Raw genomic sequence first — 24,153 nt, 5'->3', positions numbered from 1 at the left:
TTGCGCCGCTGGTGCTGTCACGGCCGTCCAGTCCTTTGGCGCGTACGCCGTACTGGCAACGGCGTACGCGCCAGTGAGCACAGGTGTCGCAACGGCGGGATTGGCGGTCGCGGGGTGCGCGGCGGGGGTGTTGGTTTAAAATTCTCACCGAACCCAACGTACTAGAACATGGACAATCTCGATATGAGACAAACCTTATGAGTCATCCAGAACAAAACAATGCGCCACAGCCGCCACCTTCTCCGCCTCCCGGAATGTTGCTTTCTGGCATTTTTCTAGCGGCGCTGGGTTGTGCCGGGCTGGTCGCTGCGATAGGTTCTCTTGCCGGTTTCGTAGGAGAAGATAGGGTCGAGTACGGGATTTTCGGTGGAGTTCTCGCGATCGCAGGTGGCTTCGTTGGAACTCTGTTCATCGTGGCCTGGAATAGAGCGAGAAAAGGATTTCCACGAAAGAGATAGTGAGGTAACGATTGAACCAGGCGGAACGAGCGCATCAGGCAGCCGGGTCGCTGGTAATACTTCGTAGTCGGCACATTTCGATAGTTTGATTTTGGCAGAGAAGCGATCTCATCAAGCTGATCTGGGGCGTGAGTAGTAGATTGATGGTGTGACGCAACAAGGTTTGCGTCACACCATCCATGTACTGCTCGGCCCTCGCCCGCGATGGAGGGGCGTTGTGCTGTGCTGCCTGGCTGCGGCGGCTGCGGGACACTGCTCGACCATGGATCGGACGTGGGCCCGGCGGGTGGGTCCGTTCGGGGTGGTCCCGAGTGCCGGCGGTGGTGACCCAGCCGTGGTCGGTGCCCTGGGCGATGGCGGTCTTCCTGATGGCGGGTGCGCTGACCGTCGTCCTCAGTGTCAGGTTGGTGGGCTCGGGGACACCCTCGCGGATCGGGCCGGCTGGGGTGAGGCGTTCTTCGGTGCGGTGTTCTTCGGGGTGGTGACCTCCCTGTCGGGCATCGTGATGACCGGGGTCAGCGCGGAGGACGGGCAGCCGGAGCTGGCCTACAGCACGCGGTGGGCGGGATCGCGGTGCAGACGTTGGCGATCGTGGCCGCGGACGTCGCGCACCGGCGGGTGAATCTGGAGCACGCCGCGGCGTCGGGGCAGAACCTGCTGTTCGGGTGCCTGCTGATCGTGTTGCTCAGCACGGTGTTGCTGGGGTCGTTCAGCCCGGAGGCCACGGTGCTGGGTGTGGATTCGGTGTCGGTGGTGCTGGTCGGGCTCTACCTCGGCGGGTTGCGGTTGATCCGGGCCCAGCGGAAGCCGATGTGGCGGGCGGTCGCGACGCGGGAGACGCGTCCCGACGTGCCCACGGACCTCGACGCGTTCGAGTCGCGGCCGGCCGCGTCGTTGTGGCTGGAGTTCGCGGTGATCGCCGCGCTGGTGGTGGTCGGGGGCTGGGCGGTCGCTCGGGCGGCGGAGAGTCTGGTCGTGGCCATCGGGTTGAACGCGGGGTCCGTCGGTGGCGTGCTGATGGGGCTGGTCAACGCGCTGCCGGAGACCGTGGCCGCGATCGCCACGGTGCGCCGGGGAGCCCTCACACTCGCCGTCGCCGCCGTGATCGGCGGCAACTGTCTCGACGCGCTCAACCTCATCGTCGGTGGTGTCGCGTTCCGCGGGGGGAGCCTGTTTCACACCGCGGGAACCGACCAGTTGTTCCTCACCACCGCGGCGCTGCTGATGACCACCGTCCTGCTGGGCGGCCTGTTGGTGCGGCAACTCGCGGAGCGGATGCTGCGCCTGGGCTACGTCAAGATCGACGGCCAGGGCTTGTTTGGCCGCGACCGCTACGCCGCCGCGGACCGGGTGGATCGCGTCGACGGCGACACCGTGGTCCTCACCGACGGCCACTCCGCCGCCTCGTCATGAGGTGTGCTCGGCACCGGTGACGTCACATCTGCGCGATGGCGATCAGCGTGTCCCGATCCTCCATTCGGGACAGACGCTCGGACAACGGGTCGGAGTACAGCCAGTCGCGTAGCGGAGCGGCGGGGTCCTCGGGGTACCACCACAGCATCGGCTCGACACCCCGGGCGATGTCCTCGGCCCAGTGGCACGCCAGCCGGGTGATCCCCGCGTCCGCGTCGGCGCCGGTCAGCGTGTCCAGGTAGCTCAGCCAGGGTGTCAGGTCCTGGTTGGCATGAGCGGCGGCGCACACCAACGCCGCCACGTCATCCGGGCTTGTCGCCGGTCACCGCACGCCTCACCATCGTGCGGAGCGCCTCCCGCACCGCGGCCTGCTCCTCGCCCGGCCACTCGGAGAAGCGGGCGAAGTCCAGGCCACCCAACAGGAACTCCTCGGGCGAGGCCTCCAGCAGGCCGAGGATCCGCGGCGCGAACCCTCGCCACAACAGCCCGTACTGTTCCTCGGGCCAGTGGCTCGGGGCCTCGCACAGGAACGTCATCAGGAGATCGTCCGGCACCAGCGCGGGATCACCGCCGAGCAGTTCGAGCTCCGACTGCGGGTAGTAGTAGGCGCAGCCGTTGACCACACCGACGCGCGGCACGCCGGCGAAGACCTGAGCGAGATCCACGCCTGGAGACTACGGCCGACGTCCACTGGATTACCGCTCACATCGCCCCCGTTACCTTTTTCGTAGCTCCTGATCAAGGAGTCGTGGTCGCCAGGTCCGGCATGACTGATGCCCCCAGTCGCACGCATGATCCGGGGGGTGGTGTCACCGGACCTGGTGGCATCGCCGGACCGCTGATAGGGACACGGCCGCCCGCCGGGCAGGTCTCGTCGTAACGTGGTTGCCGGCCGTCGATGCCTGACCGGTGACCACCCGCGACGGACGAACGGCATGACAGATGACCAGCGGTTACCAGGTGTTTCTCGGCCTGGATGTCGGCAAGGGTGAGCACCCCGCGCCGAACTTGGCGTCGATCGTGTCCGAACACCGCTGCGCCCACTTCAGCATGGCCGGGTTGCTCCACTGGTACTGCGCGGTCATGTCGTCGCACCGCTCCAGGGTGAAACCGGCCGCGGTGACGAGGTCGGCCATCTCGTCGAGGGTCGCCATGTGCACGCTCAACCCGATGGCCTCGACCTCTCGACGCCATTCCTCGCCGCAGCTTTCGGGGGTGAGCTTGACGTAGTCGCTGACCATGATGCGACCACCGGGGCGCAGGTATCGGTGGCTACGTCGGAGTATCGTGTCCTTCTCGGGCATGTTCAGCATCGACTCGAGGAAGAGGACGGCGTCGAATGACGATTCTTCGAGCTCCATCGTGGTGGCGTCGCCGACCACGTAGCGCGCCCTGTCGTCGAGCCCCGCCTCGGCACTGAACTCGTTCGCCATGTGGATCCGGCCTTCAACGAGGTCGACCCCGGTCGCGGTGCATCCGAAGGCCTTGACCAGGAAGAGCGACGGCTGCCCCGCACCGCACCCCACCTCGAGAAGGGTGCTGGACGGACCCAGCCCGAGGGACTCGCCGATGCCGGCGGTGAGCCGGTTGGCGGCCTCCACGTAGTGGACGTCCTCGTCGCGTGATCGGAAGAGGGCACCGTGCAAGACCGGTTCCCCCAACACGGTCGCGAAGAGGTCGACGGTGAAATCGTAGAACTGTGTGTTCTGTTCCTCGGGCTGCATGGAGTTCTCCTGGTTCGCTGCCGGACGACGCGATCAATTGGTTGTCGTTGCCTGCCAAAGCCGGGGGAGCTTGGGTTCGAATCCCGGAAAGGGGCTCTCGTGGTATCTGGACTGGAACTTGGTACACCAACCGCCATTGTCGCCCCTCTAACGTCCGATTGCCACCTCTTGCCGTTTGATTGCCAGCGTGTTGTCAGCGCAGTTTCAGTACCAGCCCGGATAATCGAGGCTGGCGCCTTCGACGAACATGGGGCCACCTCGGACCGGCTGGCGGCGCGCCACGCTAAAGTAGGCATGTGGTGAACGATTTGATCTTCCTCTCAAGGATCAGTCGCTGCTTCGCGCCGATGGCGAGTGTTCGGTGAGCGACCAGAGAAGTGGGAGTGACCGAGCATCGGTCGTGAGGTCGCCGACTCGCTCGATGATGCCTATCCTGGTCGCAGCGACCGTATTGACGATCTCGACCAACAGCATGATTACGGTTCTTCTCCCCGACATCGGGCGCTCTCTTGGGTCAGGTCCGGTCGCGCTGGGCTGGACAGTGACCGGCGCTCTCCTGGGCCTCGCGATCGGATCGCCCGTGTACGGCTTCCTCGGCCTGCGTTTCGGGATCCGAGCCGTCCTCGCCGCCGGGCTCGTTGTCTTCACGGCCGGAGTCGCGATAGCGGCGGTGTCACCGAACATCACCTTCTTGATCGCAGCCCGAGGGCTCCAGGGCATCGGCGCGGGCGCCGTACCAACGTTGGCGGGATACGCCGTCGTCACGGTCGTCGAGCCGGCCCGGCGCGGAGCGGCGTTCGGGTTGCTGGGCAGTGCAACGGGCGCAGCTCAGGTCGCTGGCCCGGTCGTCGGCGGGACCCTCGGTGAGTTCGTTGGATGGCGTGGAGTGTTCACGCTGGCCGGACTGATCGCAGTCCCGCTCGCTGTCGCCAGCTTGAAGCTATTACCTCGGCGTTCGTCGACGGAGACCTCGCGCAGTATCGACGTCGCGGGCGTGGTGCTGCTGGCTGGAGCAGTGTCGGCGCTGCTCGCCGCGATCAACCTGTGGGGGCAGCCGACGGCTTCGCAGCGGCTCATCTGGACCCTTCTGGTGCTCGGTGCGGTCGCGGCACTCGGGCTAGTGTGGCGCTCGCGGACGGCTCGGGAGCCATTCATTCCACCGGCATTGCTCCGCCGTCGCGGCTACGTCCCCGCCTGCACCGTCGCCGCGGGGGCGCTAGGGGTCTCAGTCGCTGTCGAGGTCCTCATCCCCCTCCAAGTTAGTGACCTGCGTGGGCTGGAGTCGGGAGTGATCGGGTTAGTGTTGTTACCCGGGGCTGTGGTCGCCGTGGCAGTGGCAGCACCCGCTGGGCGAGTAGCCGACCGGGTGGGGAACCGTGCCGTGGCCGCGGCTGGCGTCTTGTCCATGGTTGTTGGAGTAATGGTTCTGTCCTCGACTGCGGGCAGTGGGCCCATTGTGATCGCCACTGGTATGGCGACGACGGAGCTGGGCTTCGTAGTCACTGCGGTAGCCGCGCAGAACGCGGCCGGACGATCTCTCGACGCCCAGCTGGCGAGCGTGGGCTTCGGCCTTTTCCACACTGCTCGATATCTGAGCGGCGGAATCGGCGCCGCCCTCGGCCCCGGCATCTTGGAAGCCCGCGGCAGTATCCTGCAGTCGTGGAACCCGGCTCACCACGGGGCCGGGGCCAACTATGCCGATACCCTTCTGCTGCTCGCGCCCGTTCTGCTTGTAGGGCTGACGATGACAGCGAGGATTCGACGAGACTGAGTGGTCTCCCGTAGAGGAACCACCGGGCGAGATACCGACCCGCGTTCTCACGGAGTCCTACACCCTGCACGTCTGATGAGCTTCGATCTCGTCGTTCGAGCCGGCGAGCTTTTGCCGAAACGTACAAACCGCACCAGACCTGGTTCCACCGAGTTGTGGTTGATGATCCCTCGAGCAAGTGACATCGTGATCGACCGTTTGGCTGAGCAGGCCCGCCGTGACCAGCGTAAAACGTGTCGGGTTCCAGAACGTGGCCGTCCCTGTGACCGGTAACGATCGTGGCGGCGCCGTTGAGGCATGATCGTGCGCTGTGTTGTTGCGTTTGCTCTATCTGATCTTCATTCGGCTGGGTGGCTGGCTGATGTTGCTCGGCCGTTCGTCGGCGTCGAAGGATGTCGAATTGCTGGTCCTGCGCCACGAAGTCGCCGTGCTGCGTCGAGCAAACCCGAAGCCCCACCTGCACTGGGCCGACCGAGCCGTGTTGGCCGCCCTGATCCGGCTGCTGCCCCGGACTGTGCGCGAGCACCGGCTGGTCACCCCAGGCAGCGTCCTGCGCTGGCATCGCCGACTGGTCGCGAGGAAGTGGACCTACCCGAACCGGCCCGGGCACCCGCCCATCGACCACGCCATCGTCGTGTTGATCGAGCGAATGGCCACAGAAAACCCGACGTGGGGTTACCGGAGGATCCAAGGCGAACTGCTCAAGCTTGGCCACCGGATCGGCGCTTCGACGATCCGTCGGGTCCTCGCGAGGCTGCGGATCCCTCCGGCACCAATCCGACAGACCGAGACGACCTGGCGGCAGTTCCTGCGCACCCAAGCCCCAACGATGCTGGCAGTGGACTTCTTACATGTGGACTGCGCGGTAACCCTCAAACGGATCTACGTGTTCTTCGCGCTGGAAGTTGGTCGCCGCTACGTGCGCGTTCTCGGCACAACCACGAATCCGGACGGGCAGTGGACCACACAGCAGGCCCGTAACCTCGTGATGGATCTCGGCGACCGAGCCGCCGGGTTCAGGTTCCTCATCCGCGACCGAGCCAGCCAGTTCGCCACGGCTTTCGACGCCGTTCTGGCTGACGCGGGGATTCACGTCGTGCAGATTCCCCCGGGCTGTCCCCCAGCGAACTGTTTCGCCGAAAGATTCGTGCTCACGGTCAGAACTGAGCTCACCGACCGCATGTTGATCTTCGGTGAGCGGCACCTGCGCACCGCGGTGTTCACCTATGCCCAGCACTACAACGGTCGAAGACCTCACCGGGCAAGCTCCGCCCACCAAAGCCCGACCATCCCACCCCGGATCTCAATCACGCGCGAATCAAGCGCCGGTCGGTCCTGGGCGGCCTGATCAACGAGTACGAACGCGCAGCCTAAAACCGCAGGTCAACAATGGAGGCCGACTTCTGGAACCCCACAGGCGTTGTTCAACGAGCCGGTGGGGGAGTTGTCCGTGGAGGTGTTGGACGAGTTGCAGATTGCCAGTGCCTGGCGTGACGGAGACCGTTGGGTGGGTTCCGCTGCTGCGGAGGTCGCTGGCTTGGCCATGCCGACCCGATAGGCAAGGAGAGGGAGTTACTTGTGGACCTCGTGAGCATGCAGACGGCGCTGGCCGAGTTCGTGGTTCGTCGAGACTGGCAGCAGTTCCACACGCCGAAGAACCTTGCTATGGCCCTGGCGGGGGAGGCCGGCGAACTGCTCGAACTGTTCCAGTGGCTGACACCTGAGCAAGCCGCGCAGATCATGCACACGCCGGAGCAGGCCGAGCGTGTCCGGCACGAGTTGGCCGACGTGTTGTCCTACCTCCTCCGCCTCGCTGACGTGCTCGAGGTCGACCTAGCAGCCGCACTGGGGAAAAGATTCAGCTGAACGAACAGCGCTACCCAGCCGAGCAAGCTCGCGGCCGCGCCGACAAGTACGACACCTTGGCCGGCGAGCGCCGGACCCTGGACAGCTGATACAGCTCTGCCGGCACCATCGTCCCGGACCAGCTCTCGACCCCACAGGCGCTCGACTCGACCGACAGAGCCTCGTCGCGACCCACGAACCACCGGAGCGCATCGGTGCTGGTCAACCATGCGAACCTTTGTTTGCCGGACGGCGACGGTGATCGGATCGTTACCTGCTTATGGTCTAGACCATGTTGGGAGCGCAGGCTCGCCGCCGCAGCTATAGAGTCCCTGCTCCGGGCAGCCCGGCGGTGAACACAGATGGGATGAACACAGTAAGACAAGATCAACTGCTCCCATTCGTGCTCCCAGTGACGACGAAACCCCCGGCGGTGGTGATCACCGGAGGGGGTGTGACCTGGGGAAACAGGTGGTGCGCGATACTGGGATCGAACCAGTGACCTCTACCGTGTCAACGTAGTCGGGGCCATCGCCCTGAGCTGCATAGATGGAGATCTAGCAGGTCAGGGCGGTGCGGATGAGCGTCGGTCACTACCGGCTGCTGCCGTTCAGCGCGGGTTGATCCTCCCAATTTCCTCCTAGGTTGGGCTCCCACCTCGGCCTCCTCGAGGTACGGCGGCAGTGTTTCCGAGTATGCCTTCGTGGCTCTAGTGTGGCGCTCTGCATTCATGCCGGATTCTGGTTGCGTCCAGGAGTTCGATGGCCTGGTCGTCTCTCGCTGAATGGGCAGCGGTGGTCGCGGGGAGTGGGCGGTGAGGGAGGTGCGCAGGTTCGAGTCCTCGGCAGGGCACACAGCAGATGGGAACAGCTCCGACCAGGGGGTTCTTGAGGGGACGTCTGGTCGTTGAGTACCGAGTATCGCTCGATCGGAGTAGCGGAGCAGTCCCGACTCCGCTTGCCGGTAAAGACGAGCCGACAACAGGAGGTCGCTCGTGAGCCAGCGATCTCGTCAGTGTCGAGTCAACCTCGCATGCGATCTGCGCTGCTGCCGGACCGGCTGGCAGCGGTGGAGATCGGCGAGTCCTGGCGGCACCTGGAGACCGCCAGAGCGCCGAGTACCTGTATTTCTTCTGCCGCGGCCGGCAGAAGGGTCGTGCCAAGCACCCCACGTCAACGTCACGCTCGTCGAAGACGCCATAGAGCGCCACTACGCCCCGATTCCTCCCTTCGCACTGTTGCAACCTCGTCACATTCCCAGCAGCCAGGCGTACACCGCGCCGAGCACCAGTCCATAGAGGACGTGGGTGGCGAGCACGCCGGCCGGGGTAGCGCTGCCGTAGTTCTTGGCGAACAGGCCGGGTTCCTTGAGTGCCACCGCACCACCGGTGTCACCCTTGCCCATCCGGGGATGCACCGCCGGCACGCCGGCCATCATCAGCCCGCCGAGGATCCCGTGCACGATGCCAAACAGGGCGCCGACCCACCATGCGCTGGCCGCGCTCACGTTCAGCCAAGTGAACAGCAGGGCGTAGACCGAGCCGAGGATCGCGCCACTGATCACGACCAGGTGCATGACCGCCCCGATCGCCATCGCCGCGCCACGCTTGGCGGTGAACATGGTCCCCTGCAGGTACATCATGTTCATCTCGGTCGTGCCGGCCGCCCGCATGATGGCCATCATCGCGCTCATCACCAGGCCACCGGTGAAGCCGGCGACCAACGCCGCCCAGAACTCGAACTCCATGACGCCTCCGTTCGGTTGCCGCGTCCCTTTCTCCGCCGAGGCGTGGGTGGCGCTCTACCGTCCCGACAATGGCCATTGCTCATCGGACCTCCGGCTCCGTCGTGGGTTCGAGCAGTGCCGCGTAAAGGGTCAGCCCGGGCCCGAACGCCACCGCCACGAGCGGGCCCGGCGGTGGGCCGTGACGGAGCAGTTCGCGCAGCACCAGCAGCACCGTGGCCGAGGAGCAGTTGCCGTGCTCGGCCAGCACCGCGCGGGAGGCCGCCAGCGCGGGTGGGGCCAGCCCGAGGCCGTCCTCGACGGTGTCGAGAATGCGCGGGCCGCCGGGATGCACGGCCCAGGCCCGCACGTCGGCAATGTCCAGTCCGTGGCGGGCCAGCACCTCCTTCACCAGTGGACCGATGTGCTCGGCGAGCACGTCCGGCACCTCGGGCGAGAGCCCCATGCGGAACCCGAGGTCGGTGACCTCCCAGGTCATGTGGCCGCTGCTGCCGGTATCGGTGCGGGCGGCGACGTCCACGACGCGCAGCCCGGGCGCACGAGCCTCGTCCGGGCGCAACACCAGCGCCACCGCGGCGTCACCGAACAGGGCGTGCGTGACCACCTGCTGCGCGTCGGCCGTGGCCGGTTGCAGATGCAGCGACGTCAGCTCCAGGCAGAGCAGCACCGCGGGCCGGCCGCGGGCGACCACGAAGTCGGCGACCGCGCCGAGGGCGGGCAGAGCGGCGTGGCAGCCCATGTGCCCGACGAGCAGCCGCTGGGCGTCCGGGCGCAGGCGCAGCGACGTGGCGAGCTGGATGTCCAGTCCGGGCGTGCTGTACCCGGTGCACGAGGCGACCGCGAGCATCCCGATCTCGTCCGCGCCGACGCCGGCGTCGGCCAGTGCGTCGGTGACCGCACGGTGCCCCAGCGACGGCGCCCGCTCGGCGTAGCGCCGCATCCGCTCCCCAGTCGACCAGCCGGAGACGTCCTCGGCGAACGGATCGGTCACCGAGTGCCGGCGTTGGACCCCGGCGCCGGCGAAGATCCGCTCCGCGGCCCGGCTCCCGGCGAAGTGCCCGCGAAAGTACTCCTCCCACAGCGTCCGCTGGTCGTAGGCGGCCGGCAGCGCCGCACCCAGGCCCGCGATCGACGCGGTCACCACCGCGCCACCCCGGTGTCGTGGTCGGGATCCCCGCCGAGCGCGGCCACCCCGAGCCAGTCGGCGCAGACGTCGGAGGTGGCCGGCTGCAGCGCCCCGCAGCGGGCGTCCCGGTAGAGCCGCTCCAGCGGGTGCCCGCGCCGACTCGCCGACGCGCCCGCCGCTTCCAGCAGCGAGGACGCCACCTCGGCCGCGGTGTCCCCGGCGACCAGCTTGGCGCGCCACACCCAGCGGTTGGTGTCCCCTTCTCCCGGCTGTTCGGCGACCCGGCCGGCGGCATCGGCCACGACGAGCTCCGCGGCGGACACCGCGGCATCCGCCCGGCCCAACCGGGCCCGGACGGCCGGCAGCTCGCGCAGGCCACGCTCCCGGACGTGGTCGGCGGCCGCGTCCACCGCGGCCCGTGCCACGCCGACGTACACCGCGGCGTAGGAGGCCACCAGCCACTGCGGCATCACCTGCGCCAGCAGCAACGTCAGCCCCTCCATCCCGCCGAGCAACGCCTCCGGGCCGACCTCGACGTCGAAGTGCACGTCCTGGCTCCCGGTGGCCCGCATGCCCAGGGAGTCCCAGGTCTGCTCCACCCGGACGCCGTCTCCGGCGGGGACTAGAAAGTAGGACACGCGCGGTTCCGTGGCCGCCGGATCCCGTGCTGTCACCAGGTAGGCGTCGACGTGACCGGCACCGGACACGAAAGCCTTGCTTCCGCTGATCCGATACCCCCTGCCGCTCCTGCGGTAGGTGGTGGCGGTGCGGGACAGGCGCGACCCGCTGCCGCGCTCGCTCATGGCCACCCCGTACAGCGCACCGCCGGCGGCCGCGGACAGCGCCTCGTCCCGCGTGGCGAAGAAGCTCTCCGGCGCGCCCCACGCCCGGACCAGCTCGTCAGGCGTGTGCGCCAGCGCGCCGGTCACCGAGGCGTGCATGTTGAAGATCAACGCCGTCGCGCCCGCCCCCCGGGCGAGCTCGGCGGCCACCGCCGCGTAGTCGGCGAACGACGCGCCGAACCCGCCGAGCCGGGTGGGCACCATCAGCCCGAGCAGTCCGGCCGCACGCAGATCCGCGAAGTCCGCCGCGGGAAACGCCCCCGACTCGTCGTGCGCGGCGGCCCGCCCGGCCAGCCGCGGCACCAGGTCACGGGCCAGGACAAGGGCACGCGCAGCGTCGCGCGGTCGATCGGTGAGGCGCTCCGCTACTGACAACAGATCTCCTCCGGTATGACGGGGGCCTGGGATCGCATCGAGGGCACGGCTGGGCGTCCGCCCTCGGCGACGAGTACCCGGTCACGAGGGCGCCACACCTCGACGTGACCACTGACGGGACATCGCCCCGGCTAACCGGTCGGCACTCCCGTTCCGACCAGCAGCGCGACGTCGACAACGGCCACCAGCAGCACGGCGCGAAAGGCCGCTCGGGAGCGTGGCCGCCGGCTCCGGAGCAACCCGACGGCGAGAATCCCCGCCGCGAGAGGCACCGCCGCCAGTCCCACCGGGGACGCGGCACCGGACGGGCCGAACACCAGCAGCGCCGACGCGGCCAGCACCAGCGCGGCAGCCAGCAGCTGACTCGCCCGCGGCCCCATCCGGTGCGGCAGCCCGCGCACCCCGGTCGCGGCATCGTCGGCGAGATCGGGCAGCGCGTTGACGAAGTGCGCCGCGCCCCCCAGGCACACGGCGGCGGCCACCAACCACCCCGGCGGCAGGGGCGCGCCCGGCAGTCCCAACGACACGAACACCGGCAGCAACCCGAACGACACCGCGTACGGCAGCACCGACACCACGGTGGCCTTGACCCCGAGGTCGTACGCCCACGCCGAGACCAGCGCGGCGGCGTGCGCGGCGGTGGCCGGCACACCGGAGGGCAACGACAGGACGAGGGCGGCCACGGCCGCCACCACCACACCGCCACGCACGAGGGAAGGGTCGAGCTCACCGGCCGCCACCGGCTTGCCGGCCCGCCCGACGCGCGCGTCCCGAGGCGCGTCGACCAGGTCGTTGAGCCACCCCACGGACAGCTGACCCGCGAGCACGGCCACGGCCACCGTCAGCACCGCCGCGACCGGCCGGCCCGTGCCGGCGGCCAGGCCCGTAGTGATCGCCGTCACCGCCACCGCGGGCAGCGGGTGGCACGCACGGGCCAACGCCGACGCCACCACCAGAACACGGCCCACGGGCGGCAGTGTGCCAGCCTGGACGCATGTGGACTCGCGGGGCACGGTCGCGTGATCGGGTGGTGCGCAACGATCCGGCGCTCTACGACCGGCTCGCCGACCAGTGGTGGCAACCGCGAGGCGTGTTCGCGATGCTGCACTGGCTCGCCGCCGCCCGCGGGCGGCTCGTTCCCCCGGCGCCACGACCGGACGCGGTCCTGGTGGACCTCGGGTGCGGCGCCGGGCTGCTCGCGCCGCACCTCATTGGCAAGGGCTACCGGCACGTCGGCGTGGATCTCTCCCGGAGCGCGCTGCGGCAGGCCGCCGAGCACGAGGTCCACCCCGTGCTCGCCGACGTGCTCGCCGTGCCGCTCGCCGACGGCTGCGCGGATGTCGTCGTCGCCGGCGAAATCCTCGAACACGTCCCCGACCTACCGCGCGCGGTGGCCCAGGCCTGCCGCCTGCTCCGGCCCGGCGGCGTGCTGGTGATCGACACGCTCGCGGCCACCGCGCTGTGCCGGTGGCTCGCCATCGGCCTCGCCGAGCGCCTGCCCGGTCTCGCGCCCCGGGGCGTGCACGACCCGGCGCTCCTGGTCGACCGCACCGTGCTGGTGCGGGAATGCGCCCGGCACGGCGCGCACCTCACCCTGCGCGGAATCCGACCGTCGCTGACCGACCTCCTGGCCTGGGTCACCGGCCGCCGAGCTTCGGTTCGGATGCTGCCCGTGCCCACGACAGCGGTGCTGTTCCAGGGGTACGGCCGCAAACAGAGCTGACCACTCGCCACGGGTTTACCCGCCTGCCCACCCGCTGCCACCAGGATCGATTCGTGTCACGCAGCCCTCGCAAGGGACGAATCAGCAGGGCCTCGTCGGCCAGGCAGCACGCTGACGAGGCCCGCCTCGTTCCACCGGACCCGGGACGGCGGCGGCATCGACCGCACCACCTCGATGCGGAAGCCTTCGATCGTCACTCGATCCACGTCCCACCGCGGCGCCAGGTGACCGCCGGCAACTCGCGTCGTCGAGTCCTGTTTCAGGACAGCTGGCCGAGGGCGTCCTCAACGCCTCGGTGGAAGGTCGGGTAGGCGTAGATCATCGTCCGGAGCCGGGGGTGGGGATCTCGGCGTGCACGGCCAGCGCCAGCATCCCGAGCACCTCACCGCCGTGCGGCCCCATCGAGGTCGTCCCGACCAGCACGCCGCGGCTCGCGTCCTCGACGAGCTTGATCACGCCCTCGTTGCCCGTCTTGTGCAGCCAGCCACGGGCCGTGCCGGGCACCTCCGTCGTGGCGACCCGCACCTCGACGCCGCGCTCGCGGGCCTGCGCCTCGGTCAGCCCGACCGCGCCGACCTCCGGGTCGGTGAAGGTCACCCGCGGTACCGCGTGGTACTCCGCCGGCGGGCCCTCCCGGCCGAGGATGTCCGCGACCACGATGGCGGCCTGATACATCGACACGTGGGTGAAGGCGCCCTTGCCGGTGATGTCACCGATCGCGTACACGCCGTCGGCGATGCGCAGCCGCTCGTCGGGCTCGACGAACGGACGGTCGGTGTCCACCCCGATCGTGGCCAGCCCCAGCCCGGCCAGGTTCGTCGCCCGCCCAGTGGCCACCAGCAGCCGCTCGGCGCGGAGCTCCCGGCCGGGCAAGGTCACGGTGAAGGCGGTGCCGTCGTGGCCGACCTGCTCGGCGGCGACGCCGGTGTGCGGGGCGATCCCCTCGGCGGTGAGCGCCTCGGCGAGCACCCGGGCAGCTTCGGGTTCCTCCAGCGGCAGGATGTGCTCGGCGAGCTCCACCACGCTCACCGTGGAGCCGAACCGCGCGAACGCCTGGGCGAGCTCGAGCCCGATCGCGCCGGCACCCAGCACGATCAGTGACTCCGGCACCGCCTCGGCCGCGACCGCCTCGCGGTTGGTCCAGAACGGCGTGCCGGACAGGCCCCGGATCGGCGGGACGGCCGGCTCGGTGCCGGTGTTGAGCACGATCGCCCCGTCCGCGGTGAGCTCCTGCTCGCCGGCCCGCACCATGCCGGACCCACCTGGCTCTTCCCGGCCAGCACCGGCACCCGCCGCGCCTCGGCCAACGCGTTGCCCGCGCGGATCATCATCTTGCTCGGCACACACCCGTAGTAGGGGCACTCGCCACCGACCAGGCGCGCGTCGATGCCGACCACCGACATCCCCGCCTCGGCGAGTGAACCGGCCACGGCCTCCCCGCCCGGCCCCATTCCCAGCACAACGACATCAACACGGTCCGACACGAGGACTCCTCTCGGCGAGAAAGCGGCGATTCCAGGGCTAACGCACCTCTACCGTGGCGCATCGCGCGACTGTCGGCCATGGGACAGTGCTGAGATGCCGTACGGGGCTCGGGCAGCGGTGTCATCGTGTTGACACTGCGGCGGCGCGCACCCGCCCCACGCGGTGCAATGGACAACGGCTCGGCACTGTCGCTGATGGTCCACTCCGGAGGAACTGAGATGAGCAACCGGCGCGCCAGCGCGGAACAGCCGACCGTGATCGAGTTCTACTGGCGGCCGGGCTGCCCGTTTTGCGCGGCGCTGCGGCGCCCGCTGCGCCGGAGCGGACTGCCCGTGCGCGAGATCAACATCTGGACGTCTCCCTCGGCCGCGGCCGGGGTGCGGGCGGCCGCGGGTGGTAACGAAACGGTGCCGACCGTGTTCGTCGGTGAGCACGCCATGGTCAACCCCCGTTCTCGGGAACTCGAGGCCGCGGTCCGCGAGTTCGCCCCCGCGCTGCTCGACCACGTCCGGCCGACCGAGCCGAGGCGGCGACTCTGGCCGTTCCGCCGGTGAGCGGGCCGGCGGGACCGCCGTTCGACCGCCGGACCGGGAGTCTTGGGCTCGGCCAGGGCAAGCGGGAGCCCGCCGGGTTGTGTCGGCTCGCTGACAGTCACCCACCCGGTCCCGTTTGCCGTCGCGTGGCCGGGGCATGCCGGTGGGAACCCGACGGGTTCAACTGGAAGGAGGCGGTGATGACGGTTCTCTCGGGCACCACCCGGGCACGCTCCGAGCACACGGTCCCGTGGGCGGCGCTCGGCCTGATGCTCGCCATGGCACCGCCGGTGGCGCTGATCGTGTTCGGCATCGCGGCGGAAGGCTGGGCGGCGATCAGCTGGGTCGGCGCGATCGTCTGGGGTGTCGTCGCCTCGCTGGCGTTCACGGTGTTCAGCATCATGGGCAGGGCCATGGGCATGACCAGGATGGATCTGCTCGACCTGCTGGGCAGCACCGTCGCGCGGCCGGGCAGTGGCGCCGCGCGAGCGCTCGGCCTGGCCATCCATCTCACCAACGGCGCGGTGCTGGCCGTGGCGTGGGCCTACGGCACGGCGCTGTTCGGGCTGCCCGCGAACTGGGTGACCGCGCTCGGCTGGGCGGTCGTCCTCACCGCGCTGGCGCTGCTCATGATGAGCATGATCGGTGGGGTGCACCCGGCGATGCGACGGGGCGAGCAGGACGACCCCGGCCCGGCCGCGATCAACTTCGGCCGGATGACGCCGATGGGCAGCCTGGTCGGGCACCTGGTCTACGGCCTCGTGCTCGGCCTGACCTACTCCGCGTGGCCCCTGACCTGAGCCACGGAGCATCGCAACGCACAACCTCAGGGAGAAATCCAGGTCGTGACCCGGCCCCACATCGGCGGAGGGGTCACGACCGTGTGGCTCCTCGACACGGTGTCGTCCACTCCGAGTCTCGTCGGCGCGCCGGCGCCCGGGCTGGACGATCAATTCACAGCGCGGTGGGACGAGGTGCGCCGGCGGGAGCAACGGGCATCTGTGTCGCGCGGATGAGGTAGGAGTCGGCGCCGTCGCGCACGCTTCCCCTCGGGGAGTCGGCGGTCCACTCCAGGAAGGCGATCTCGCCGGCGACGTGCTGGGTGCGGTAGCGGAACGTCGCGTCCGGGAGTCCTCGTCGAGCCGCTGGGCCAGGTGGCGAAGGCCGTCGTGGCCGTGGTAGACGCCGAGCTGGCATAGGACGACGAGGTCGCGGCTGTAGTTGCGTTGCAGGTCCTCGTTGATGGAGCCGGACTGGGCCAGGCGCAGGTGATCGGCCAGGACGTCCTCGGGGCTGCGGTCGCGAGCGGTCATCCGTTCCCTTTCGCTTGTGACCGGGTGCACGACGCCGAGCGCGCCGATGCCGAAGCCGAGCAGCCCGGTGAACAGCCCGCCGAGTGGTCCGACGACGCCTGGTCCTTGCCGCCGAGATAGTCGTAGCGGTAGGTCCGCCCATGCCGGTCCCGGTGCTCGCGATAGCCCTTTTCGCCGCTCCGGAAGGCCGGCTGCGGTGGGCTGAAGCTCGGACTGGCGTAGTAGTTGGCGCTGGACTAGCAGCACAGCGGGATGTCGGTGGCCGCCGTACGCGCATCCTCGCGCTCACCGCTGCCGGTCCGGACTGCTTGTTCGCGGGGTCTCCGGCCGGGGTGGGTGGCGGATGTACCAGGCCAGGGCCGGCATGACCGCGGCGACGAGGACCAGCAGTGCGGCCTGGGGTAGCCGGTAGGCCAGCAGCGCTCCGGCCAGCGCGGCCGGAGCGCCCAACGCGGCCGTGCGCAGCCCGAGCCGCAAGTCGATCAGACGCGCTCGGAGGAAGCCGACGAAGGAACTGCTGAAGCCGAAGATCTCGCTGATGATGCCAATCTGGATGGCCTGCACCGGGCTGAGGAGCACTCGGCCCGCCAGGGGACAGCACGGCGTAGAAGGGCGCGAACAGCAGCGAGCCCCTCCACGCCGACCAGGCAGGCCAGCACGCAGATGCCCAGCGCGATCGGCAGCAGCAGCCAGTACGCCGCCTGCACACCCCCGGCTCACTCCTGACCGGTTCCCAAGCCCGGGCCGGGCCTGCCCGGGTCGCGACCCGGGCAGCCGGGTCACCGCGTGGAGCGTGGGTCAGGCGCTGGCCATCTGCCGGCAGGACTGGGCGGCGCGGCGGCAGGCCTCGGCGCACTGGCTCATGGTCTGGTCGTCGTAGCGTTCGCACTCGGCCGCGCATGCCTCACACAGTTCCGCGCAGGCGCGGCAGAGTGCTTCGTAGTTGGCGGCGCGGGTCAGCGAAGGCAGGCAGGCCAGGCACGCCTCGGCGCAGGACAGGCACAGCCGGATGCAGGTCAGCGTCTGCGGGTCGGCCTGCCGGGTGCAGTGGTCGGCGCAGGCCTGGCAGGCCACGGCGCAGTCGCTGCACGCGTCGATGCACTCGCGGGTCTGTTGCGGAGCCAGTGTCGGACTGGTCATGGTGTTCTTCCTCGCTGTCGGTCCTGTTCGGTTCCCGCCCGCGTAGTCTGGCTTTTCCACTCGACTGGAACTTCAACCCTGCGCGCCTGATGTGGGCGGATGTTCACTCAACAGAGGACCCCGGTCGACGTGGCGAGCAGGAGCGGGATGTCGACGTCGGAGGTTTGCGGGGGGTGTGTCGGGTAAGCCTGTTGGTCGGACCGGTGAGGAGGTGCGGGTTGATGCCTGGCGACCTGCCGATCGGTGCACTGGCGGCCCGGGTCGGGGTGAACACGAAGACGATTCGGTATTACGAGCAGATCGGGCTTCTTCCTTCACCACGGCGCACGTCGGCCGGGCACCGCCGGTACGAGGTCAGCGACGCCGAGCGGGTCACGTTCATCAGGACGGCGCAGCGCTTGGGCCTCACGCTTGATGAGATCCGGCAGATCCTCCTGTTGCAGGAGGACGGCCAGCAACCCTGCGATTACGTGCGCCAGGTGCTCCGCCGGGAGGTGGCGCGCATCGACCGGCGCATCGCCGAGCTGACCGGGCTTCGCGAGCAGCTCACCACCCTCGACCGGCGTCCCCACAGCACGGCGGGAACCGGCGGGTGTATCTGCCGCGTCATCGAAGACGCTCCCGGGTTGCGCGCCGGTGCCGGTCCGCCTCGGCTCGACGTGTTCGCGGAACGAAGCCGGTGACGCTCAGCTGTGACCAGCGGGCACGCCGATTCGCAGAAGGCGACCACGGCCGGGGCCGGGGTTCGAGCGACCCCGCGCCGAACTCCGGGGCGGGTGCGGCGAGGTAGATCGGTCACGCCGGCTTCTGCCGGAGGGTGGTCTCGGCGTCGTGCCGGTCGAGGAGTCCGAGGAGGCGGCCTTCGGGGTCGGTGACGAGGATACCGTCGACATCGGCGCGGGTCATGCGCTCGACGAGGGGTTGCAGGGGTTCGTTGGCGCGGACGGTGGTCGGGCCGGGGTGCATGAGCTGCTCGGCTGGTGTGTCGGCGGTGGTTTGGTCCTGCTGGTCGAGGTAGATCATGCCGAGCACGACCTGGTGGGTGTCGACGGCGACGCAGAAGGTGCCACTGGCCCACCAACGCGCCGAGCAGGACACCAACTTCACGCACTACCAGCGCGAACACCTCCGGCGGAAGCTGAACACCGCCCGCCAGCTGCTGGCCTACCTGCGTCAGCGTGGCACCCGCCTGGCCGCCCTCACCCAACCTGCGGTGGACCGCTGGCTGGTCCGCAACCGGCCACGCCAGCACTACGCGCGCTCGTTCCTGCTGTGGGCCGCAACCAACGGCCTGGCCCCGGCCCACGTCGCGATCGGCACCTCACGCCACACCGGCGACCGGGAGATCATGAGCGACACCGACCGCGTCCTGCTCGCCGTCAAGCTGGAGACCGACGACACGCTACCGCTGGCGGATCGGGTCGCCGGCTGCCTGGTCCTGCAATACGGGCAAAGCTGCTGGCGCCTGGTCAACCTCACCACCGACGATGTCCTCGCGCATCCCGACGAGCCCGGCATCCTCGGCCTGCAACTCGGCCGCGACCCCTTGTGGCTCCGGCCCCGACTATCCGCGCTCCTGCACCAGCTCGTCACCAACCGCCGCCCGCTCGCCGGGGCGCTGCGGGACCATCCGACTCCGTTCCTGTTCCCAGGGCTGCGCCCCGACCGGCCGATAACCTCGGCCACCCTGCAGACCCGCCTGCGCAAGCTCGGCGTCCCCAGCGCCCGCACCGCCCGTAACGGCGCCTGGCTCTCGCTCGTCGGCTCAGTCCACTGGAAGATGCTCGCCGACCTGCTCGGCGTCGCCGACACCACCGCCAGCGCCTGGCACCGGGAGAACGGCGGCGACCGCGCCAGCTACGTCGCCAGCCGCCTGCGTCAAGGGCACAGCATGGCAGGCCCCGAGTAATCGGCCACCCGGTGCGCGCAGGCGGGTCCGGACGACACCGGAGCAACCGCCTCGACGTGCCCCATGTGGTCGGTTTAGACGCCGGATTCCTGGATAGCGGCTTGACCTTGCCCCGCGGGCAAGCCCCTACCTTCGGTGGCGCCGTGGGTCGGACGTGCCCGAAGTGGGCGCTGCTCGGTCCGGCACGACAGGCAGATGTTGCCGAACCGAAGGAGGTTGGTGATGGCGGTCGCGACCGTGGACGAGACGAACAAGGCGTGCCTGGATGCGTGTGCGGAGTGTCAGCAGGCGTGCGAAGCATGCGCCTACACCTGTTGCGTGAACGACGGAGAGATGGCGCAGTGCGCCCGGCTGTGCTTGGACTGCGCGGCGATCTGCGCGCTGTGTGTGACGCTGCTGGCGCGGGGCTCGCAGTGGGCGGCGCAGGTGTGCCGGCTGTGTGCGGAGATCTGCGAAGCGTGCGCGGCGGAGTGTGAGCGGTTCGACGTCGAGGCGTGCCAGGTGTGCGCGCAGGCGTGCCGCCGGTGCGCCGAGCAGTGCCGGACGATGGCCGCAGCGTGAGCACACGGGCTGTCGTCGCGTCGGACAACGCCTGACCTCCGGTTCGGGGTCAGGCGGTACCGGCGGTTTCGATGATGCGGCAGACCACGGCGTCTTCGCCGCGGCGTTGACTGTCGCGGGCAGCGCGGCGGGCCTCGACCAGGGTCCGGCGTATCGCGCGCAGATCGGAGAGCTTGCGGTCGATCTCGGCGATGTGGGCGTCGAGCAGGTTGGTGACCCGCCCGCAGGGGGTAGCGCCGCAGCGCTGTAGGTCCAGGATGTCTTTGATCTCGCCCAGGGTGAGGTCCAGCGCCTTTGCCTGGCGGATGAACCGCAGCACGTCCACGTCGTCCTGGGTGAACGTGCGGTAGCCGGCGTCGGTGCGTTGGGCCGGTGGCAGCAGACCCTTGGACTCCCACAACCGCACTGCCTTGGCGCTGACTCCGGCCGCCTCCGCGGCGGCCCCGACCGTCATCTCCATCACATGGCTCCCTCCTGAACATTCCAGCCTTGACCTTACCCCTCGGGCAAGGTTCTAGCGTGATGTCAGCGAGAGAAAGAGCAGCTCAGAAGCTGTGGAGGAGTCCGTGATGGAGTCTTGGGTGTTGCAGGTTGAGGGGATGTCGTGCAGCGGATGCGAGCAGCGAATCGGCACCGTGCTGCGCCGGGTCGAGGGCGTCTCCGGGGTCGTGGCCGACCACACGTGCGGGCGCGTCGAGGTCCGTGTCGACCCCGCCGTCACCGACCGCACCGTGCTGGTGGAACGGATCGAGGCCGCCGGCTACCACGTCGCCGAGGAGGTCTCGCGATGAGCATCGCAACCGAGGAGCGCCCCCAGTTGTGGGCGTCGGAGCCCAGCACGACGCCGGGCCACGAGCGGATCCGGGCGCGGATCGCCGGGCTGCACTGCTCGCTGTGCACCGGCACCATCGAAAAGGCCCTGGGCCGGATGGACGGCGTCGACACCGTCGCGGTCAGCCTGACCCACGAACAGGCCCTGGTCGACTACGACCCGCAGCGCGTTACGCCGGAGAAGATCCTCGGCACGCTGCGGGATGTCGGCTACGACCTGTACGACCCGCGCAAGCTGCGCCCGTTCGAGGAGGAGGAACGCGACCTCGTCCGTGAAGGCGCCCGGCTGCTGGCGGCGATCGCGGCCAGCCTGACCGCGATCGGGCTGATCGCCACCGTCACCGGGATCTGGTCGGTGCTGGTGCCCGCGTCGGTGGTGGCGCTGATGGTGCCGCTGTCCTTCGCGCTGCTGCGCCCCGCCGGGAACCTCAAGGCCCTGGTCGGGGCGGTGGCCATCGTGACGCCCGGCGTGGCGGCGCTGGTGCTGCGGGCGACCGGGGTGCTGACCGAGCCGCTGATCGGGTGGCTGGCCGGGGCCCTGGCGATCGGGGTGGTGGTCGGGGTGGCCCCGCACATCCTGCGGATGGCCTACCAGTCCGCCCGCCGCGGCATCCTCAACCAGCACGTGCTGCTGGAGGTGGGCGCGTTCGCCGGCATCGCCGGGGGCGTCATCGGCCTCACCGGACTGCTGCCCGGCTATCCGACCGCGGCGTTCTTCGCCGTGTCGGTGCTGGTGGCGAACTACCACATCTTCTCCGAATGGCTGTCACTGCTGGTCAAAACCCGGTCCAGCCAGTCGGTCAAGAAGCTGCTCGACCTGCAGCCCGACCTGGCCAGGCTCGACACTGACGGTGGCGAGGTCGACGTGCCGGTCGAGGACGTGGCGATCGGGCAACGGGTGCGGGTACGCCCCGGCGAGCGCATCCCGCTGGACGGCCGGATTCGGTCCGGTCAGTCCGCGATCGATCTGTCCCTGGTCACCGGCGAACCGGTGCCCGCGGAACGCGGGCCGGGTGACGAGGTCGTGGGTGGGTCGATCAACGGCACCGGCAGCCTGCTGATCGAGGTCACCGCCAGCCACACCGGAGGGTTCCTGGCCCAGGTGGTGCGGAATGTGGAGGATGCCCGCGCGCTCAAACCCGGCATCCTGCACCTGGTCGACCGGGTACTGCGCGTCTACACCCCCACCGTGCTGACCATCTCCGCGCTGGCCCTGCTCGGCTGGCTGGCCGGCAGCTGGGTCCTGGCCGGGGAGCCGGACGTGCGGCGGGCGGTGTTCGCCGCGCTGTCGGTGCTGGTGATGGGCTACCCCTGCGCGGTCGGGATTGCCGCGCCGCTGGCCATCGTGCGCGGCACGGGCGCCGCGGCCGACCGCGGGATCGTGATGCGCACCGGTGAGGCGTTCCAGACCTTCCGGCTGGTGCGGCGCATCGTGCTGGACAAGACCGGCACCCTCACCCAGGGGCGCCCTACCGTCCGCGCGGTCGAGGCCCTCGACGGCGACATCGACGGGCTGGTGGCGCTGGCCGCGGGGGCGGAGAGCCCGTCGGAGCACCCGCTTGCTCGTGCGGTGGTGACCGCCGCCCGCGAGCGCGGGCTGACGGTGCCCGAGGCCGAGGAGTTCGCCTCGGTCACTGGCTCCGGTGTCCGCGCCACCGTGCAGGGCCGTGACGTGCTGGTCGGCCAGCCTGCGTTCCTCATCGACAACGACCTTGATCTCACCGCCGTGACCGGGCGGGTCGACCAGTTGCAGGCCGCCGGGCACACCGTGATCGTGGTCGCCGCGGCAGGCACGGTTCAGGGGTTGATCGCGTTGGGTGACGAGGTGCGCGCAGATGCCGCCGAGGCCGTGGCGCGCATGCGGGCCGTCGGAATGGACCCGGCCCTGGTGACCGGGGACAACGAACGCGGCGCGCGTCGGGTCGCCGACCAACTCGGCATCACCAATGTGCGGGCGGGGGTTCGGCCGGAAGGCAAGGCCGAGATCGTGCGCGAGTTGCAGGCTGACGGCATCCGCGTGGCGATGGTCGGCGACGGCATCAACGACGCCCCCGCCCTGATGCAGGCCGGCGTCGGCATCGCCGCCGGCGGTGGCACCGACATCGCCGTGGAATCCGCCGACATCGTGCTGCTGCGCGACGAGGTCACCGCGGTGCTCGACGCCCGCGAGATCAGTGTCCGCTCCTACCGCCGCACCCGCACCAACGTGGGACTGGCGTTCATCTTCAACGGCATCGGTGTCCCGCTGGCCACCACCGGCCTGGTCTATCCGGTGTGGGCGATGATCGCGATGGCCGCCTCGGTCACCACCATCTTCCTCAACTCCATCGGCACCCGACCCTCCCTGCTGGTCCAGGCCATCGGCAGCGTCGGCCGGTTCCGGTGATCGCCACCGCTGACGGTCGTCTCCGATCGGCGTGGCGCCCTGGCTCAGGCTGGTTCGCGGCCCAGGAATCCCGCGCGGTGGTAGTACTCGTAGAGCCCGTCGAAGATCGGTTTGGTGACGGCGAGGGTGTGGTCGTCGTCGCCGATCATGGACAGGCCGCGCAGGATAGCGTCGAGGCCGGGGGCTTCGGGGGCGTCGTAGCGTTCGTCGTCGAGGTCGGCTTCGTGGATGATCTCGGCGATGCGCCACAGCACCGGGTCGGTGAGGTCGTGGCGGCGCAGGATGGTTTCGAAGCTGCAATCGCTGCCATGGCGGCCGAGTTCGACGCCCCGCATGTCGAACGGGGTGGCGTCCGGCGGCACCGCGGCGGGGTCGGCGACGAACACGAATTCCGCGGCCGGGTCCAGCCAGCGGCGGATGAACTAAGCGCAGGCGGCGCGGTCGATGTGGATGTTTTCGCGCGTGGCTCACTTCATGCGGTCTCCTCGGTGTGGTGGTCGGGGTGTAGGGCGTTGACGGCGGCCTCGGCGGCTTGGCGTTCGGGCGGGGGAAGTAGTCCCGGCGGTGGATGCGACGCAGCTCGGCGCGCAGTTTTCGCAGCGCCCGGCGCCGCTCCGACTCGCCGAGTGGCCGCGCCTGTTCCGCTTCGGCGAGCACGGCGCGGTACTCGGCGGCGCGTGCGGCGGCCATGGTCTGGGCAAGGCGTTCCTGGGTCACGTTGGCCGGCTGGGCCAACCACACGTCGGCCGTGCCGCCGGCGGCGTGGATGTCGTCGGCGATCCAGTCGAGGTGTTCGCGGGTACGGGCGTCGGCGGGCAGCGCGACCAGCCCGTCGCCGATCTGGGCCACACCGAGGCGTTTCACTCGCGCCACACGGTGGTGCGCGGGGTGGACGGTTCGCGGGGCATCGGTAGGACACCAATACCCACTGTCCCGCACGCGGTCCCACGCCCTGCGGCACCCGTCGTTGATCGG

26 protein-coding genes and 1 pseudogene are annotated in these 24,153 nt (G+C 69.6%); 13 read left to right on the top strand and 14 right to left on the bottom strand.

Annotation, left to right across the window (positions count from 1 at the left end):
• The first annotated feature begins 1,016 nt into the window (after positions 1-1,016).
• On the top strand, positions 1,017-1,871 hold the full coding sequence (locus BM051_RS27525) for a sodium:calcium antiporter (protein WP_243859901.1): 855 nt from the start codon (positions 1,017-1,019) through the stop codon (positions 1,869-1,871).
• Positions 1,872-1,893: 22 nt separating this feature from the next.
• Here BM051_RS27525 and BM051_RS27520 read toward each other — a convergent pair whose 3' ends face one another.
• The 3 genes from BM051_RS27520 to BM051_RS27510 form a co-directional block, all read right to left on the bottom strand.
• Positions 1,894-2,172, bottom strand: a complete 279-nt coding sequence (locus BM051_RS27520) for a hypothetical protein (protein ID WP_092536809.1) — start codon at positions 2,170-2,172, stop codon at positions 1,894-1,896.
• Between the two features lies 1 nt (position 2,173).
• A complete protein-coding gene (locus BM051_RS27515; RefSeq protein ID WP_092536806.1) occupies positions 2,174-2,536 on the bottom strand; it encodes a hypothetical protein in 363 nt (120 codons plus the stop codon).
• Positions 2,537-2,824: 288 nt separating this feature from the next.
• Positions 2,825-3,595: an SAM-dependent methyltransferase gene (locus BM051_RS27510; RefSeq protein WP_092536803.1), complete on the bottom strand. Its 771-nt coding sequence runs from the start codon at positions 3,593-3,595 to the stop codon at positions 2,825-2,827.
• Between the two features lie 421 nt (positions 3,596-4,016).
• Here BM051_RS27510 and BM051_RS27505 point away from each other — a divergent pair, with 421 nt between their 5' ends.
• The 3 genes from BM051_RS27505 (at position 4,017) to BM051_RS27495 (ending at position 7,232) form a co-directional block, all read left to right on the top strand.
• Positions 4,017-5,366 (top strand): MFS transporter, encoded by a 1,350-nt coding sequence (locus BM051_RS27505; protein WP_092536799.1) that lies wholly within the window; start codon positions 4,017-4,019, stop codon positions 5,364-5,366.
• A gap of 310 nt (positions 5,367-5,676) precedes the next feature.
• On the top strand, positions 5,677-6,714 hold the full coding sequence (locus BM051_RS30180; RefSeq protein ID WP_243859902.1) for an integrase core domain-containing protein: 1,038 nt from the start codon (positions 5,677-5,679) through the stop codon (positions 6,712-6,714).
• Positions 6,715-6,944: 230 nt separating this feature from the next.
• Positions 6,945-7,232: a nucleotide pyrophosphohydrolase gene (locus tag BM051_RS27495; RefSeq protein WP_424923318.1), complete on the top strand. Its 288-nt coding sequence runs from the start codon at positions 6,945-6,947 to the stop codon at positions 7,230-7,232.
• Between the two features lie 1,227 nt (positions 7,233-8,459).
• Here the strand turns inward: BM051_RS27495 and BM051_RS27490 are convergent.
• The 4 genes from BM051_RS27490 to BM051_RS27475 form a co-directional block, all read right to left on the bottom strand.
• Positions 8,460-8,957 (bottom strand): hypothetical protein, encoded by a 498-nt coding sequence (locus BM051_RS27490; protein ID WP_092536796.1) that lies wholly within the window; start codon positions 8,955-8,957, stop codon positions 8,460-8,462.
• A gap of 79 nt (positions 8,958-9,036) precedes the next feature.
• Entirely contained in the window at positions 9,037-10,095 is a 1,059-nt protein-coding gene (locus tag BM051_RS27485) for a type III polyketide synthase (protein WP_092536943.1), read from the bottom strand.
• The gene (locus tag BM051_RS27480) at positions 10,092-11,297 is read right to left on the bottom strand and encodes an acyl-CoA dehydrogenase family protein (protein WP_092536793.1); all 1,206 of its coding nucleotides are present in this window, start codon (positions 11,295-11,297) and stop codon (positions 10,092-10,094) included. The genes BM051_RS27485 and BM051_RS27480 overlap by 4 nt, the downstream gene beginning before the upstream one ends.
• Positions 11,298-11,428: 131 nt before the next feature.
• On the bottom strand, positions 11,429-12,265 hold the full coding sequence (locus tag BM051_RS27475; protein WP_092536790.1) for a UbiA family prenyltransferase: 837 nt from the start codon (positions 12,263-12,265) through the stop codon (positions 11,429-11,431).
• Between the two features lie 62 nt (positions 12,266-12,327).
• Between BM051_RS27475 and BM051_RS27470 the strand changes: the two genes are divergently transcribed.
• Positions 12,328-13,020 (top strand): methyltransferase domain-containing protein, encoded by a 693-nt coding sequence (locus BM051_RS27470; RefSeq protein WP_243859903.1) that lies wholly within the window; start codon positions 12,328-12,330, stop codon positions 13,018-13,020.
• 318 nt (positions 13,021-13,338) lie between these two features.
• Here BM051_RS27470 and BM051_RS30415 read toward each other — a convergent pair whose 3' ends face one another.
• Both BM051_RS30415 and BM051_RS30410 read right to left on the bottom strand, forming a co-directional pair.
• Positions 13,339-14,271: a dihydrolipoyl dehydrogenase family protein gene (locus BM051_RS30415; RefSeq protein ID WP_279587076.1), complete on the bottom strand. Its 933-nt coding sequence runs from the start codon at positions 14,269-14,271 to the stop codon at positions 13,339-13,341.
• A gap of 101 nt (positions 14,272-14,372) precedes the next feature.
• Positions 14,373-14,471: pseudogene (locus BM051_RS30410) on the bottom strand (hypothetical protein); the annotation flags it as partial.
• Between the two features lie 252 nt (positions 14,472-14,723).
• Here BM051_RS30410 and BM051_RS27460 point away from each other — a divergent pair.
• On the top strand, positions 14,724-15,059 hold the full coding sequence (locus BM051_RS27460) for a glutaredoxin family protein (RefSeq protein ID WP_092536784.1): 336 nt from the start codon (positions 14,724-14,726) through the stop codon (positions 15,057-15,059).
• A gap of 179 nt (positions 15,060-15,238) precedes the next feature.
• Positions 15,239-15,838, top strand: a complete 600-nt coding sequence (locus BM051_RS27455; RefSeq protein WP_092536781.1) for a hypothetical protein — start codon at positions 15,239-15,241, stop codon at positions 15,836-15,838.
• A gap of 798 nt (positions 15,839-16,636) precedes the next feature.
• Here BM051_RS27455 and BM051_RS29310 read toward each other — a convergent pair.
• The gene (locus BM051_RS29310) at positions 16,637-16,930 is read right to left on the bottom strand and encodes a TSUP family transporter (RefSeq protein WP_166677877.1); all 294 of its coding nucleotides are present in this window, start codon (positions 16,928-16,930) and stop codon (positions 16,637-16,639) included.
• Positions 16,931-17,149: 219 nt separating this feature from the next.
• Entirely contained in the window at positions 17,150-17,491 is a 342-nt protein-coding gene (locus BM051_RS27440; protein WP_208326043.1) for a four-helix bundle copper-binding protein, read from the bottom strand.
• A gap of 221 nt (positions 17,492-17,712) precedes the next feature.
• On the opposite strand from BM051_RS27440, the gene BM051_RS27435 reads away from it, so the two are divergent.
• The gene (locus BM051_RS27435) at positions 17,713-18,174 is read left to right on the top strand and encodes a heavy metal-responsive transcriptional regulator (protein WP_166677878.1); all 462 of its coding nucleotides are present in this window, start codon (positions 17,713-17,715) and stop codon (positions 18,172-18,174) included.
• Between the two features lie 112 nt (positions 18,175-18,286).
• Here BM051_RS27435 and BM051_RS27430 read toward each other — a convergent pair whose 3' ends face one another.
• Complete coding sequence (locus tag BM051_RS27430; RefSeq protein WP_243859906.1) at positions 18,287-18,514, bottom strand: CBS domain-containing protein; 228 nt, start codon at positions 18,512-18,514, stop codon at positions 18,287-18,289.
• Here BM051_RS27430 and BM051_RS27425 point away from each other — a divergent pair.
• Both BM051_RS27425 and BM051_RS27420 read left to right on the top strand, forming a co-directional pair.
• Positions 18,513-19,400: a hypothetical protein gene (locus BM051_RS27425; RefSeq protein ID WP_092536769.1), complete on the top strand. Its 888-nt coding sequence runs from the start codon at positions 18,513-18,515 to the stop codon at positions 19,398-19,400. The genes BM051_RS27430 and BM051_RS27425 overlap by 2 nt on opposite strands.
• 195 nt (positions 19,401-19,595) lie before the next feature.
• On the top strand, positions 19,596-19,961 hold the full coding sequence (locus BM051_RS27420) for a four-helix bundle copper-binding protein (RefSeq protein ID WP_483398196.1): 366 nt from the start codon (positions 19,596-19,598) through the stop codon (positions 19,959-19,961).
• A 49-nt stretch (positions 19,962-20,010) separates the two neighbouring features.
• Here the strand turns inward: BM051_RS27420 and BM051_RS27415 are convergent, their stop codons facing one another.
• Positions 20,011-20,421 (bottom strand): MerR family transcriptional regulator, encoded by a 411-nt coding sequence (locus tag BM051_RS27415; RefSeq protein ID WP_092536938.1) that lies wholly within the window; start codon positions 20,419-20,421, stop codon positions 20,011-20,013.
• 109 nt (positions 20,422-20,530) lie between these two features.
• Between BM051_RS27415 and BM051_RS27410 the strand changes: the two genes are divergently transcribed.
• Positions 20,531-20,752: a heavy-metal-associated domain-containing protein gene (locus BM051_RS27410; RefSeq protein WP_092536763.1), complete on the top strand. Its 222-nt coding sequence runs from the start codon at positions 20,531-20,533 to the stop codon at positions 20,750-20,752.
• Positions 20,749-23,178: a heavy metal translocating P-type ATPase gene (locus tag BM051_RS27405; protein ID WP_092536760.1), complete on the top strand. Its 2,430-nt coding sequence runs from the start codon at positions 20,749-20,751 to the stop codon at positions 23,176-23,178. Before BM051_RS27410 ends, BM051_RS27405 begins: the two co-directional genes overlap by 4 nt.
• A gap of 44 nt (positions 23,179-23,222) precedes the next feature.
• Here BM051_RS27405 and BM051_RS27400 read toward each other — a convergent pair whose 3' ends face one another.
• Positions 23,223-23,585: a chromate resistance protein ChrB domain-containing protein gene (locus BM051_RS27400; RefSeq protein WP_279587077.1), complete on the bottom strand. Its 363-nt coding sequence runs from the start codon at positions 23,583-23,585 to the stop codon at positions 23,223-23,225.
• Positions 23,586-23,742: 157 nt separating this feature from the next.
• On the opposite strand from BM051_RS27400, the gene BM051_RS29305 reads away from it, so the two are divergent.
• A partial coding sequence (locus BM051_RS29305; protein WP_166677879.1) for a hypothetical protein occupies positions 23,743-24,153 on the top strand: 411 nt, incomplete at its 3' end.

Origin of the sequence: Amycolatopsis arida (assembly GCF_900115565.1) — a bacterium.
Classification (GTDB): Bacteria; Actinomycetota; Actinomycetes; order Mycobacteriales; family Pseudonocardiaceae; genus Yuhushiella; species Yuhushiella arida.
This window is presented reverse-complemented; position numbering and strand designations above follow the sequence as displayed.